The organism is Bacillus sp. Nf3, from assembly GCF_003028545.1.
GTDB classification, from domain to species: Bacteria; Bacillota; Bacilli; order Bacillales; family Bacillaceae; genus Bacillus; species Bacillus safensis.
Map to the genome: position 1 here is coordinate 197451 of NZ_PYUA01000003.1, position 13579 is coordinate 211029.

At 41.0% G+C, this 13579-nt stretch carries 13 protein-coding genes; 7 read left to right on the forward strand and 6 right to left on the reverse strand.

Annotated elements, in window-relative coordinates:
• The first annotated feature begins 65 nt into the window (after positions 1-65).
• Positions 66-1685 (forward strand): ABC-F family ATP-binding cassette domain-containing protein, encoded by a 1620-nt coding sequence (locus C9414_RS10495; RefSeq protein WP_039178203.1) that lies wholly within the window; start codon positions 66-68, stop codon positions 1683-1685.
• Between the two features lie 35 nt (positions 1686-1720).
• Here the strand turns inward: C9414_RS10495 and C9414_RS10500 are convergent, their stop codons facing one another.
• The 3 genes from C9414_RS10500 to mreBH form a co-directional block, all read right to left on the reverse strand.
• Positions 1721-2953, reverse strand: coding sequence for an aminopeptidase (locus C9414_RS10500; protein ID WP_107163591.1), 1233 nt, complete (start codon positions 2951-2953; stop codon positions 1721-1723).
• 107 nt (positions 2954-3060) lie between these two features.
• Complete coding sequence (locus C9414_RS20235) at positions 3061-3192, reverse strand: protein YkpC (RefSeq protein ID WP_003210922.1); 132 nt, start codon at positions 3190-3192, stop codon at positions 3061-3063.
• A 74-nt stretch (positions 3193-3266) separates the two neighbouring features.
• Positions 3267-4274, reverse strand: coding sequence for a rod-share determining protein MreBH (mreBH, locus tag C9414_RS10505; protein WP_107163592.1), 1008 nt, complete (start codon positions 4272-4274; stop codon positions 3267-3269).
• Positions 4275-4550: 276 nt separating this feature from the next.
• Between mreBH and C9414_RS10510 the strand changes: the two genes are divergently transcribed.
• The 5 genes from C9414_RS10510 to ade all read left to right on the forward strand — a co-directional run bounded on the left by C9414_RS10510 (position 4551) and on the right by ade (position 9824).
• Positions 4551-4829: a transcriptional regulator AbhA gene (locus C9414_RS10510; protein ID WP_017359400.1), complete on the forward strand. Its 279-nt coding sequence runs from the start codon at positions 4551-4553 to the stop codon at positions 4827-4829.
• Between the two features lie 144 nt (positions 4830-4973).
• A complete protein-coding gene (locus C9414_RS10515) occupies positions 4974-6284 on the forward strand; it encodes an ATP-binding protein (RefSeq protein ID WP_107163593.1) in 1311 nt (436 codons plus the stop codon).
• Positions 6285-6288: 4 nt separating this feature from the next.
• The gene (locus C9414_RS10520; protein ID WP_107163594.1) at positions 6289-7125 is read left to right on the forward strand and encodes a gamma-glutamylcyclotransferase family protein; all 837 of its coding nucleotides are present in this window, start codon (positions 6289-6291) and stop codon (positions 7123-7125) included.
• Between the two features lie 37 nt (positions 7126-7162).
• The gene (locus tag C9414_RS10525; RefSeq protein WP_008345123.1) at positions 7163-7831 is read left to right on the forward strand and encodes a potassium channel family protein; all 669 of its coding nucleotides are present in this window, start codon (positions 7163-7165) and stop codon (positions 7829-7831) included.
• Positions 7832-8093: 262 nt separating this feature from the next.
• Positions 8094-9824 (forward strand): adenine deaminase, encoded by a 1731-nt coding sequence (gene ade / locus C9414_RS10530; protein WP_107163595.1) that lies wholly within the window; start codon positions 8094-8096, stop codon positions 9822-9824.
• Positions 9825-9916: 92 nt separating this feature from the next.
• Here the strand turns inward: ade and rnjA are convergent, their stop codons facing one another.
• Entirely contained in the window at positions 9917-11584 is a 1668-nt protein-coding gene (rnjA, locus tag C9414_RS10535; protein WP_012009818.1) for a ribonuclease J1, read from the reverse strand.
• Between the two features lie 5 nt (positions 11585-11589).
• On the reverse strand, positions 11590-11799 hold the full coding sequence (locus C9414_RS10540) for a DNA-dependent RNA polymerase subunit epsilon (RefSeq protein WP_008345114.1): 210 nt from the start codon (positions 11797-11799) through the stop codon (positions 11590-11592).
• Positions 11800-12197: 398 nt separating this feature from the next.
• On the opposite strand from C9414_RS10540, the gene C9414_RS10545 reads away from it, so the two are divergent.
• Positions 12198-12977: a Cof-type HAD-IIB family hydrolase gene (locus tag C9414_RS10545; protein WP_107163596.1), complete on the forward strand. Its 780-nt coding sequence runs from the start codon at positions 12198-12200 to the stop codon at positions 12975-12977.
• Positions 12978-13015: 38 nt separating this feature from the next.
• On the opposite strand, the gene def is transcribed toward C9414_RS10545, so the two are convergent.
• A complete protein-coding gene (gene def / locus C9414_RS10550; protein ID WP_024424751.1) occupies positions 13016-13573 on the reverse strand; it encodes a peptide deformylase in 558 nt (185 codons plus the stop codon).
• Between the last annotated feature and the right edge of the window lie 6 nt (positions 13574-13579).

Sequence of the window (13579 nt, forward strand, 5' to 3'; positions counted from 1 at the left end):
CGTTTCTATCAAACGTTATTCATGTTATACTTCATAATGATGAATGAGTGATGGAGGATTAATAAATGATTGCAGTAAATAATGTTAGTTTGCGCTTTGCTGATCGTAAACTATTTGAAGAAGTAAATATTAAATTCACTCCTGGCAACTGCTACGGATTAATTGGTGCCAATGGAGCTGGTAAATCAACGTTCCTAAAGATTCTTTCTGGAGAAATTGAGGCTCAAACGGGTGATGTTCATATGAGCCCTGGTGAGCGTTTAGCGATTTTAAAACAGAACCACTTTGAATACGAAGAGTTTGAAGTACTAAAAGTCGTCATCATGGGTCACAAACGTCTATATGACGTGATGCAGGAGAAAGATGCGATCTATATGAAACCTGATTTCTCAGATGAAGACGGGATTCGTGCAGCCGAGCTTGAAGGTGAGTTTGCTGAATTAAACGGATGGGAAGCTGAAAGTGAAGCAGCGATCCTATTAAAGGGTCTTGGCATTCCAGAAAGCCTTCAATCGAAGAAAATGTCTGAGCTTGGCGGTTCTGAAAAGGTAAAAGTACTTTTAGCTCAAGCTTTATTTGGCAAGCCTGACGTTCTTCTTCTTGATGAGCCGACGAACCACTTGGACTTACAAGCAATCCAGTGGCTCGAAGAGTTCCTTATTAACTTTGAAAATACCGTCATCGTCGTTTCGCATGATCGTCATTTCTTAAACAAAGTATGTACACATATTGCGGACCTTGATTTCGGAAAAATCCAAGTATATGTCGGTAACTATGATTTTTGGTATGAGTCCAGCCAGTTAGCGCTGAAATTAAGCCAAGAAGCAAATAAGAAAAAAGAAGAACAAATTAAGCAGCTTCAAGAATTCGTTGCTCGGTTTAGTGCGAACGCTTCTAAATCGAAGCAAGCGACATCAAGAAAGAAATTGCTTGATAAAATCTCTTTAGACGACATTAAGCCGTCTTCACGTAAATATCCGTATGTTCATTTTGCGCCAGAGCGCGAAATCGGAAATGATGTCCTTCAAGTAGAAGGTCTATCAAAAACAATTGACGGTGTGAAAGTACTTGATAATGTCAGCTTTATTATGAACCGCGAAGATAAAATTGCGTTCTTAAGCCGTAATGAGCTTGCTGTGTCCACTTTATTTAAGATCCTTGCTGGTGAAATGGAGCCAGACAGCGGATCATTTAAATGGGGTGTCACAACGTCACAAGCCTTTTTCCCGAAAGACAATAGTGAATATTTTGAAGGAAACGATGTTGATCTCGTTGATTGGCTTCGTCAATATTCTCCGAATGATCAAAGTGAGAGCTTCCTGCGTGGTTTCTTAGGACGTATGCTTTTCTCTGGGGAAGAAGTGAAGAAAAAAGCAAGTGTCTTATCAGGAGGAGAAAAGGTTCGTTGTATGTTATCAAAAATGATGCTGTCTGGAGCGAATATTTTGCTGTTGGATGAGCCAACGAACCACTTAGACCTAGAATCCATTACAGCGCTGAATAACGGCCTCATGAGCTTTAAAGGAGCAATGCTCTTCTCATCTCATGACCATCAGTTTGTTGAAACAGTCGCAAACCGAATTATCGAAGTGACGCCAAATGGCATCGTCGATAAACAAACAACATATGATGAGTTCTTATCAGATCAAGACATCCAAAAAAGACTTCAAGAGCTTTACGCATAACAAAGAAAAGACATCCTATGGATGTCTTTTTTTGATTAAATCGCCCAGTTTCCATTTCGGAAGATCGGTTCGCGTTTCCCGTCTTTTGTAATCCCGTCAATATTCATTTCTTTTGAACCAATCATGAAATCAACGTGTGTAATACTGCTGTTCACACCCGCTGCGTCTAATTCTTCTCGTTTCATTTCTTTTCCGCCTTCGATATTAAACGCATATCCGCTGCCGATAGCAAGGTGATTTGATGCATTTTCATCGTAAAGTGTATTGTAATAAAGAATGTTGGAATTAGAAATTGGTGAATCATCTGGTACGAGGGCAACCTCGCCTAGATAATGAGAGCCTTCATCTGTTTCAACGAGAGATTTTAAAATATCTTCGCCTTCTTTTGCTTTCACATCCACAATTCGGCCATTTTCAAAGGTTAATGAAAATTCATCAATGATGTTTCCAGCATAGCTGAGCGGCTTTGTGCTTGAGACGGTCCCGTTTACACCGTCTTTTTTCGGTACAGTAAAGACTTCTTCTGTCGGCATGTTGGCCATGAAGGAGACGCCGCGTTCACTTACGCTGCCAGCACCTACCCAAATATGCTGCTCTGGAAGCTCAATCGTTAGGTCTGTGCCCGGTGCTTCATAATGAAGTTTGTGGTAGTGGCGTTCATTGAGTATTTTAACCTTTTCATTTAATGACGCATCATGCTTTTTCCAAGCCTCAACAGGATCTGCTTGATCAGCGCGTGCGACTTTAAAGATTTGATCCCACAATAAAGTGACAGCTTCTTCATCTGTATGATCAGGGAAAATCTTTTTCGCCCATTCTTTTGATGCAGCACCTACGACCGTCCAAGCGACTTTGTCAGATTGAACGTATTGACGATATGTATGTAGTGCTGAACCAGCAGCTTTTTGCTGTGAAGCGATTTTTTTCGAATCAATGCCTCGCAGAAGGTCAGGGCTTTCTGACAGGATGGTAATAAAAGCACCGCCGCGTTTTGCGATGGTTTCCATCATCTGTGCTTCCCATTCTGGGAATTGCTCAAAGACATCCTGTGGCGCATGTTCAAATTTTAAACGGGTGAGAACACCATCACTCCAGCGGATATGTACGTTTTTCGCCCCGCGCTCATACGCGTGTTTCGCAACAAGACGAACAAGGTGTGCAGATTCAGTAAATGCGGATACAACCACTTCCTGCCCCTTTTGTACATTCACACCGACTTCGACGATGGTCTTGGCATATTGATCTAGTTGTTTTTCAAAAGAACTCATAAAAAACCCTCCTTTAGTCATGTTCATCATATCAGATTTATGACCGAAAAGGAAAATGGGGAGCACGCTTAAAGCCAAAATAAAAAAGCCGCTTTCGTGCGGCTTTTTTAGCGGTTCAGTTGTTTCACAGGCTGTGCATTAGAAGGCGGCATATGTGAAAACGACAGGCTCATTCCTCCTAATATAATACCCGTTAAAATGACTGTGACAACGACCCGTTTACCTAAATCAAGCAACATGTTCTTCCTCCTTCACGTTTATCCATTTCTCACGATATGATCGAAATGACGAAAAAAGAAGTAGAACAAGAAGATTATTTTAAAGTTTTTTGCAATTTGTCGATGACTTCTAATGAACGACCTGTTCCAATTGCAACAGACTCAAGTGGATTAGCTGCAATATGAACTGGAACAACAATCTCTTGAGAGAGCCATTCTTGAATTCCATTTAAAAGAGCGCCTCCGCCAGTTAAAATGACGCCGCGGTCTACAATATCTCCGCTTAGCTCTGGAGGGCTGTCCTCTAATGTGGCACGAATCGCTTCTAAAATATGAAGAAGTGATTCTCGCATGGCGCCTTGAATTTCATGAGAGACAAGTGTGATCGTTTTTGGCAGACCTGTCACAAGGTCGCGCCCACGCACTTCTAATGATTCTGGCTCATGCTCAATAAGACCATACCCAATTTCCATTTTTACCTGCTCGGCAGTCCGTTCGCCGATTAATAGGTTATATTTCTTTCTGACAAACGTAATGATATCTTCATCCAGCTGATCGCCGCCAATTCGGATCGAATGACAAGAGACAACACCGCCAAATGAAATAATCGCAACTTCTGTTGTTCCGCCGCCAATATCGACTACGACGTTCGCAACAGGCTCGTCTACCGGAAGATCAGCACCGATTGCAGCTGCAACAGGTTCTTCAATTAAATGCACATGTTTTGCTCCACAGTTTTTCACAGCATCGCTGATGGCGCGGCGCTCAACAGCTGTTGATCCAGAAGGTGTACATACAACGACAGTTGGTTTTCTAAAGGTAAACCCGATATTTTTTCCTGCTTTTTTCATGATTTGTTTAAGTAAATCTGTTGTCATATCATAATCAGCGATAACACCGTCTTTCATCGGACGGATCGCAACAATTTTTCCAGGTGTTTTCCCGATCATTTCTTTTGCTTCTGATCCGACGGCAAGTACAGCCTTTGTTTCTGTATCGACTGCCACGACGGACGGTTCATTTAAAATAATTCCCTTATTTTTACTATAAACCAATATGTTAGCTGTTCCTAAATCAATTCCAATTTCGGCATTTTGAAACATGTTTTCACCCAATCTCTATTTTTGCTGTTTTAAACAATTTTACATTTAAAAGTTCAGAGGGTTGATGTCATTTGTGGGGGTTTGTGATCACCTTGAAATGAATCTGTAAAATTCAAGTATCATTTTGACAATCACAATAAATTTTCCCTTTGTTTTTTCTTTTATGAAAAAAATTTTTATAGAGGAGAAACCTTTTCAGAATCTCTTACGTCTACGATATATCAATTGGTGAAAAACAGATTGATCTTGAGCTAATGAAAGAAAGAGGGAACGAAATTGAAATCTATCGGAGTCGTAAGAAAAGTAGACGAACTAGGGCGTATTGTCATGCCAATCGAATTGAGAAGAGCACTTGATATCGCTATTAAAGACAGTATGGAATTTTTTATAGATGGAGATAAAATCGTCTTGAAAAAATATCAGCCAGAGGGTGTTTGTCTCATGACTGGTGAGATTACATCAGAGAACCATGAATACGGAAATGGTCAAATTACATTAAGCGCTGAAGGCGCAGAACTGCTGTTAAAAGAGCTGCAAGAAGCTCTTCAGCAGTAATCGAAATAGCCTGCTCTCTTCCTTTGTGTTGAGAACAGGCTATTTTTCTTTAAAAAAGTTCCTTAAAAATGCCCCATCTCCCTCAAAAAATAAGTGGAAAATGGTACAATTGACAAAGAATCTCAGGGCGGCAGGTGGAATCATTTGAACAAAACATATCAAGTGCGGATCGTGTTATCTGTTCTTGCATTTATCTTAATCATAAGCTGGGATTTCTTTTATTATCTAGGCGGCTATCAAATTAATTGGCCGCTCGATTTAGCTTTTACAGTCGTTGTGTTAGCAGGGATCTGGGTTGTCTCAGGATATGTAGACCGCTTGACTTTGCTTGTGTCAGATCTAAATAAGAGAGAAAAAGAAGCACACGAACTGACAGAGCGGCTGAATCGAATTACAGATAACTTGCAAGAAATCGTCTTTGAAACAGATGAAAAAGGGCAAATCATTTTCTTAAATCAAGCATGGAAACAAATGACCGGTTATGACATAGATGAATGTCTAGGTACGATGTACAATCAGTACTTTGATCAAGAAGAAAGAGTTATTCAGCATTTGTCATCTGTCATCAAAGAGCATAAAGATTCAGGACGGATCGAGCTCCAGCTTCTTCATAAAGAGGGAAAGAAAGTATGGGGAGACGTTCATTATAAGCTCTACTTTGATGAAGAGCACCAGTTTACTGGAGGTATTGGAACAGTTGCAGATATTACAAAACAAAAGCTGGCAAAGCTTGAGCTTGAAAGATCAAATCAACAATTGCAAATGCAGGCGCAAAAGCTGGCCGTTGCAGGACAAATCGCCGCTGGAATCGCCCATGAAGTCAGAAATCCGCTGACCTCAGTAAACGGCTTTTTGCAGCTGATGAAAACTCAATATCCTGAAAGAACCGATTATTTTGACATTATCTTTTCCGAAATTAAACGGATTGATTTTGTTTTAAGTGAACTGCTTGTGCTGGCAAAGCCGCAGTCGGTCCATTTTCAAGAAGTTCAGCTTCATGGACTGTTAGAGCAGGTCATTACATTGCTAAAAACCAATGCAGTCCTTTCGAATATTGATCTCAAACAGCCATTTAAAAAGCAGGATGCCGGTGCTATATTAGCAGACGCTAACCAAATGAAGCAGCTGTTCATTAATTTAATCAAAAATGCCATTGAGGCAATGCCTGAAGGCGGCAGTATATACATATCAACAGAAAAAGTGATGAACGAATGGAAAATTACCATTCAAGATGAAGGAAAAGGGATGTGTGAAGAGGATATTCAGAAAATCTATGATCCTTTCTTCTCCACGAAAACAGAAGGGACGGGACTTGGCCTCACCATCTGTGCAACGATTTTAAAAGATCATCACGGGAGAATGGATGTGGTCAGTGAGCTGGGAAAAGGTACAACTTTTCATATCTATTTACCTGTGTGTCAAAAAAGCAGACAGCAGCAAGGCGAGAGGACGTGATTTCATGAAGGCGAAAGCTTTATTTGTATATGGGACGCTTCTGCAGCATGAAGAACACCACGAGACGTATATGAAAGAAAGCAGACCATTAGCTAAATCAGCTTGGATCAGCGGCAGAATCTATGATACAGGTCAAGGATACCCTGCGTGCGTTCCAGAAGAAAAAAGCACAGTATATGGAGAATTGTACGAGGTAACCGCAAGCACGCTGAATAAGATAGATTTACTTGAGGAAGGGTATGACAAGCAGGTGGTCGATGTCATGACAGACCGGGGGCTGGTGGCGGCTATTACATACACTTTACCAAAACAGAAGGCATCAGCGCTGAAGGAAATCGAGAGTGGCTGCTGGAAGGAATATAGACTATGGCAGCAGAAGCCGGCATCCTTCTATTATTTTGCCTATGGCTCTTGTATGGATGATGAAAGATTTAAACTGGCAGAAGTCGATCATTATTTTAAACAAATCATCGGCGGTGGTGCTCTGAAAGGCTTTACAACTAGATTTACATTGGTGAGACCTGATGGGTCAAGAGCCGATATGGTAGAAGACGGCGGAGAAACAGAGGGCGTTTTATATGAGGTTCCTTTTGATGCCATTCGATATTTGTACAAACGAGAAGGCGTATATGAGGGCACATATCGTCCAGCTTTTGTCGATGTCAAAATAGGTGATCAAATATATGCGGACTGTTTAACCTTTCTTGTTCTTCAAAAGAGCGAAGAAATTGCTCCACCAGGTCATTACCGCAGTGAAATTGAAAAAGGAGCAGACCTTTACTTAAGTGAAGCGTTCCGTAAAAAAATTCGCTCGCATATGGATTCATTAATCAAACCGTAGTAAAATGCATGGTAAGTGAGATAAAAGGAGTCTGAACATGAAAAAGGAATATGCAGTCATTGGTCTTGGACGCTTTGGCGGAAGTATTTGCAAAGCGCTAAGCGAAGAAGGACTTGAAGTCATGGCCATGGATATGAATGAAGATCGAGTGAACGAATACGCGAAAATTGCTTCACATGCGGTCATTGGCGATTCGACAGACGAATCGGTTTTAAAAAATCTCGGTATTCGTAATTTTGATCATGTCATCGTTGCGATTGGTGAAAACATTCAGGCCAGTATTTTAACGACGATTATGCTGAAAGAGCTTGGCGTCAAAATGGTCACAGTAAAGGCGCAAAACGACTATCACGAAAAGGTACTAAATAAAATTGGGGCTGATCGCATCGTTCATCCAGAGCGAGACATGGGCAGACGAATTGCACATAAAATCATCTCCAACAACGTATTAGATTATCTGGAGCTGTCAGATGAGTACAGCCTCATTGAAATTGTTGCCAACAGCAGGCTTGCAGGGCATTCTCTTTTAGATCTCGATATTAGAGCGAGATATGGCATTAATATTGTGGCGATAAAGCGTGGGAAAGAAGTGATTGTTTCACCACTCGCAGATGAAATGATTCAAAAAGAAGATATTCTCATTGTCATCGGGGCAGTAGCCGATATTGGACGCTTTGAAAAACGAGAAATGCAGAACGATTATTAAACACTCCGGAGCGGGGTGTTTTTTATATTATTGTGTACACACAGGACGGACAGTGAGGAGAGAAGAAGACACTAAAAAAGGGTTGTTTTGTTCTGCATAAACAGCAAAAGTCAATCATCATATTTTTCGTGCAATTATCACTATTCAGAAATAAAAATCAGCCTTTTTATCTGGATGATTTTCTCTAAATGTCATTGACTGGGCAAACAGATTCGTTTACGATAAGAAACATTATATTGTTTACTTGGAGGAGGCAGTGTCGTTGGATAAGGAGCTTTTCAGACATCAAATTGAAGTAGCTGCAAAGAGAAAAAGAGCAGCCCTAGTGATTAAACATGCGAAGGTTATGGACGTGTTTAACCAGGAATGGATAGACGCTGATGTCGCTGTTGAAAATGGACAAATAGTAGGGATTGGAGAGTACGAGGGAGAACAGGAGCTGGATGCAGCAGGTCAAATGCTTGTACCCGGTTTTATTGATGGCCACGTTCATATCGAGTCCTCTATGGTGACCCCTGCTGAATTCTCCAAAGCTGTCGTCCCTCACGGCGTGACAACTGTCGTAACAGACCCGCATGAAATTGCCAATGTGTCAGGGATCTCAGGCATCCGTTTTATGCTGGAAGAAGCGAGAAAAGCTGCCTTAAATATTTATTTCATGCTGCCATCCTGCGTACCGGCAGTCAGTTTTGAACGATCAGGTGCTGTTTTAAAAGCGAAAGATTTAAAGCCTTTGTATCAAGAGAAAGAGGTTCTTGGTCTTGCTGAGGTGATGGATTACGTCGGTGTAGAGCAGGCAGAAGAAGATATGCTTCAAAAGCTGCTTGATGCACAAAACGAACATAAACTGATTGATGGCCATCTAGCAGGCTTAACAGACCGATTAATAAACGTTTACCGCACAGCAAGTGTCCAAACAGATCATGAGGTAACAACAGCCAGCGAAGCCCTTGAACGTGTAAAACGAGGCATGTATGTCATGCTAAGAGAAGGCTCTGTTGCCAAAAACGTGAAAAACGTTTTACCAGCTGTGAATGAAAAGAATGCGAGACGTTTTTTCTTTTGTACCGATGATAAACATTTAGATGATTTAATGGCAGAGGGAAGTATTGACGAACAAGTACGTATGTCTATAAAAGAAGGGTTAGACCCATTTTTAGCGTATCAAATGGGAAGTTTAAACGCAGCAGAGTGTTTTGGCCTCAAAACAAAGGGAGCCATTGCGCCAGGCTTTGATGCTGATTTTATGCTCGTCTCTGATCTTCATCAAGTCGACATCACCAGCGTATTTATTGCAGGAGAATTGGTGGCGCAGCATGGAGAGTACAAGCCAGGTGTCGAAAAAATTGTACCGAGTCCAGCATTATTACAATCTGTTCATACTATAGACGTTCAAGAGCAAGATCTGGCACTTCCAATCACAGCTCATCAAAAAATGAATTTGATCCGCATTATTCCGAATCAGCTAGAAACAAAATTAGAACAAGTCTCTCCATCAGAAACGAACGGACAATTCACTAGTGATACAGAAAGAGATGTATTAAAAATGGTGCTTGTCGAACGCCATCAAGGCTTATCTGAAATGGGGATAGGGATTGTCAGTGGCTTTGGGTTAGAAAAGGGCGCAATTGCAACAACGGTTGCGCATGATTCTCACAATTTAATTGCGGTTGGCACAAATGATGCTGATATCTTAAAAGCCATTGACGTGTTAAAAGAAGCAGGCGGCGGTTTGACTGTTGTCAAAAATGGCGAGTCTCTTCATACGCTGCCATTACCGATATCTGGTTTACTTTCAGATCAGCCGGCACATCTTGTAAATGAAAGCCTTCATGCGCTCCATGAAGCGTTAAAAGAAACAGGCTTTACTTTAGACTTTAATCCATTTTTGACGCTGTCCTTCTTGGCACTCCCAGTCATTCCTGATGTGAAAATGACGACAAAGGGTTTGTTTGATGTCAGAAGCTTTCAGCACCTCCCAATTCAATCATAAAAAAGAGAAACCGCATATGTATATATGCGGTTTTTTCAATGAATGGTGAAAAAAAGAGACACAGCCAAGCGGCTTGTGTCTCTTTTTTGTGATTACACTTCCATAATAATCGGTAAGATCATTGGACGGCGTCTTGTTTTTTCATAAAGGAAAGGTGCAAGAGTGTCAGTAATTTCGTTCTTGATTTCAGACCACTGAGTTGTCTTACGTTCCATTACTTTTTCAAGATGCTTTGAAATTAAATCCTGTGCATCGTTGATAAGGTCTCCAGATTCTCTCATGTAGACAAAACCTCTTGAGATCAAATCAGGTCCAGCAGAGATTTTGAATTCTTTCATGTCCATGCTGACGACTACAATGACAAGACCCTCTTCAGAAAGAATGCGGCGGTCTCTTAAAACGATGTTTCCGATATCGCCAATACCGCTTCCATCGATATACACGTTGCCTGATGGAATTTTGCCAGCGACACTTGCTTCGTCACCTTTCAGTGCAAGAACTTCACCGTTATCCATGATAAAACAGTTTTCCTCAGGGATGCCGCAGTCATTCGCAAGCTTGATATGCGTTTTTTGCATGCGGTATTCACCGTGGATCGGCATAAAGAATTTTGGTTTAATTAAACGGAGCATCAGTTTTTGTTCTTCTTGTCCGCCGTGACCAGATGTATGAATATTATTAAGCGAGCCATGAATGACCTCAGCGCCTGCACGATAAAGCTGGTTAATGGTGCGGCTTACGCTAATATTGTTACCTGGGATTGGTGAAGATGAGAAGACAACAGTGTCTCCAGGGTTAATCGAAATCTGGCGGTGAGTACCGTTCGCAATACGAGAAAGAGCTGCCATCGGTTCACCCTGGCTACCAGTACAAAGAATGGTTACTTTGTTTGCTGGAAGGCGGTTGATTTCATTATGTTCGATAAACGTGTTTTTTGGACATTTAATATAGCCAAGATCTTGTCCAATATCAATAGCAGACTCCATACTGCGTCCAAATACAGCGACTTTTCTACCGTTGGCAACAGCAGACTCAATCACTTGCTGAAGTCTGTGAATGTTTGAAGCAAACGTGGCAAAGATGATTCGTCCGTCGACTTTTCTAAAGATGTCATCAATGCTTTCACCTACACGTCTTTCAGACATCGTAAATTCTGGGATTTCACTGTTTGTACTATCAGATAAAAGACAAAGTACGCCTTCTTTTCCGATCTCAGCCATTTTGGTTAAATTGGCAGGCTCGCCAACAGGAGTAAAGTCAAACTTGAAATCACCTGTATGTACGATGTTACCAGGAGGTGTCTTGACGACAATTCCATAAGAATCTGGAATACTGTGTGTCGTTCTAAAGAAAGACACAGCTGTTTTTCTAAATTTAATGGTATCTTCTTCTTCAAAAATGTGAAGTTTTGTTTGTCTCAAGAGACCATGCTCTTCCAATTTATTACGAAGTAGGCCGATTGCGAGTTTGCCGCCGTAAACTGGAATATTCACTTGCTTGAGAAGGTAAGGGATACCGCCGATGTGGTCTTCATGTCCGTGAGTGATGAAAAGACCTTTGATTTTATCTTCGTTTTTAACTAAGTACGTATAGTCAGGGATGACGTAGTCAATTCCAAGAAGCTCATCTTCAGGAAACTTAATACCAGCATCAATTAAAATGATTTCATCTTGAAATTGAACGCCATACGTGTTTTTACCGATCTCGCCTAAACCGCCGAGCGCAAAAACTGCCGCCTGATCGTTTTTTACAAATTTCATTCCTCTCATAGCTCCAATACTTTAAAATTTTCACTTTCTCGTTCATAGTCTAAAAAAGCACCGTCTACAGGCTGAATGAATTCAATGTTGTAGTTATGTTTTTTCAACTTATCGCGTACGTCTCTTTCAGAAACCGCTTCAACGTATAGTGAATCTGTGTGTTCTCTTACAGGTACCTCAGTAGTACTTGCCTGAAAAAATACCTTATATATCATCCAAATCTCTCCTTAAATACCGTATGTTACACTCGCTTATTCTATTATATTAAAAAAACGCGCATAAGAAAAGTCTCTGAGAAAAAAGGACCTTCGGCAAATGTGCGAAAGATCCCTTTAAGCAATCGATTTTTTACGAAGCATGTCCTTCCATTGTCTTCGAATTTTCTTGCGCAGACGACGAAGCATCACATGCCGCCTCCTTTCGGTTTGAAGTAAGCTTAAACAGCGTATTCCGATCTCTCTATATACTTGTATTATATGATGTTTCCAATGAATGTTACATGGATATATGTGGGAAAATAGGCGTTTTCAAAAGGAATTGGTTTCGAAAGCGGAAATCTTTCTGTATGATGAAAGGGAGTGTATATACATAACAAAGGGCAGGAGGGCGAGATATGAATAAAAAAGTCATCTTCTTTGATATCGATGGTACTTTATATGATCATGATAAAAAAATACCTGAGTCAACGAAGCGAGCGGTTCATTTATTAAAAGAAAAAGGTCATCATCTCTTTATTGCATCTGGGCGTTCTCCTTTTCTGATTCAGCCCATTTTAGAAGAATTAGGGCTTGACTCATTCATTGCTTATAACGGTCAGTATGTCATGTATGAGGGAGACGTTATTTACGGTAATCCGCTGAAGCAGGAGCTGATGGAGCGGATTTATGAGACAGCGGATCGTCATGATCATCCGCTTGTTTTTATGGGAGAAGAAACGATGAAGGCGTCTGTACCGAACCATCCGTTTATCCATGAAGGAATCGGTACTTTAAAAACAGAGCATCCTGAGCACGATTTGTCTTTCTTTAAAGAAAACGACATTTTTCAAATGCTGTTATTTTGTAAGGCAGAAGAGGAAGAGCAATATAAGGCATTTTACGATGAGATTGACCTTGTCAGATGGCATGAGCTGTCAACAGATGTTCTGCCAAAAGGCGGATCAAAAGCTGAAGGAATCAAACGAGTCATCGAAAGACTTCCTTACGATCAAAAGGATTCCATTGCCTTTGGAGACGGACTGAACGATAGAGAAATGATTTCGTTTGCTGGAACAGGCGTTGCGATGGGAAATGCTGTGAGTGAACTGAAAGCATTGGCTGATTTTGTGACAAAGCCAGTAGATGAGGACGGCATATTCCATGCAGTGACCCATCTTGGCCTTATTGAAGAATAAAAAAGAAGACCCTTAGATGTAGGGTCTTCTTTTTTATGTTATGATCTGCCGATCGCAACAGAGTTTTCTGGCTCAGCGAAAGGCTGATCCTTTTGAATATGATCATAAAACATAATGCCATTTAAATGGTCAATTTCATGCTGAAAGACAATAGCAGGGAATCCTTTTAGACGGATATCAATGTCCTCTCCTTCAAGCGTTGTGGCTTTGACCCTGATTTTTTGATATCGAGGAACAAATCCAGGGATGGCTTCATCAACTGATAAGCAGCCTTCACCAGTAGCTAAATAAGCTCTTTTGACTGAATGACTGACAATGCGCGGGTTGAACAGAGCATAGCTGTATTCTTCTCCGTCTTCATCCTCACAGTGAACTGCGATCATCCGTTTACTAATATTGATCTGCGGGGCAGCTAATCCAACGCCGGGTCTTAGTCCGTATTTTTCAGCAATATCAGCATCTTGACTGTTTTTGACGAATTCGATCATGTCAGCTAATTGCTGTTTTTCCTCTTCTGTCGGCGGGAGCTCGACCGCTTCAGCTGTTTGTCTTAAGACGGGATGTCCGTCCCTTACGATATCATCCATGGTAATCACAAAACT

Excerpts from the sequence above, each read along its gene's own strand:
- C9414_RS10495 (WP_039178203.1), top strand. The coding sequence starts at position 66 with ATGATTGCAGTAAATAATGTTAGTTTGCGCTTTGCTGATCGTAAACTA.
- C9414_RS10545 (WP_107163596.1), top strand. The coding sequence starts at position 12,198 with ATGAATAAAAAAGTCATCTTCTTTGATATCGATGGTACTTTATATGAT.
- C9414_RS10525 (WP_008345123.1), top strand. The coding sequence starts at position 7,163 with ATGAAAAAGGAATATGCAGTCATTGGTCTTGGACGCTTTGGCGGAAGT.
- C9414_RS10520 (WP_107163594.1), top strand. The coding sequence starts at position 6,289 with ATGAAGGCGAAAGCTTTATTTGTATATGGGACGCTTCTGCAGCATGAA.
- C9414_RS10540 (WP_008345114.1), bottom strand. The coding sequence starts at position 11,799 with ATGATATATAAGGTATTTTTTCAGGCAAGTACTACTGAGGTACCTGTA.
- mreBH (WP_107163592.1), bottom strand. The coding sequence starts at position 4,274 with ATGTTTCAAAATGCCGAAATTGGAATTGATTTAGGAACAGCTAACATA.
- C9414_RS10500 (WP_107163591.1), bottom strand. The coding sequence starts at position 2,953 with ATGAGTTCTTTTGAAAAACAACTAGATCAATATGCCAAGACCATCGTC.
- C9414_RS20235 (WP_003210922.1), bottom strand. The coding sequence starts at position 3,192 with ATGTTGCTTGATTTAGGTAAACGGGTCGTTGTCACAGTCATTTTAACG.
- rnjA (WP_012009818.1), bottom strand. The coding sequence starts at position 11,584 with ATGAAATTTGTAAAAAACGATCAGGCGGCAGTTTTTGCGCTCGGCGGT.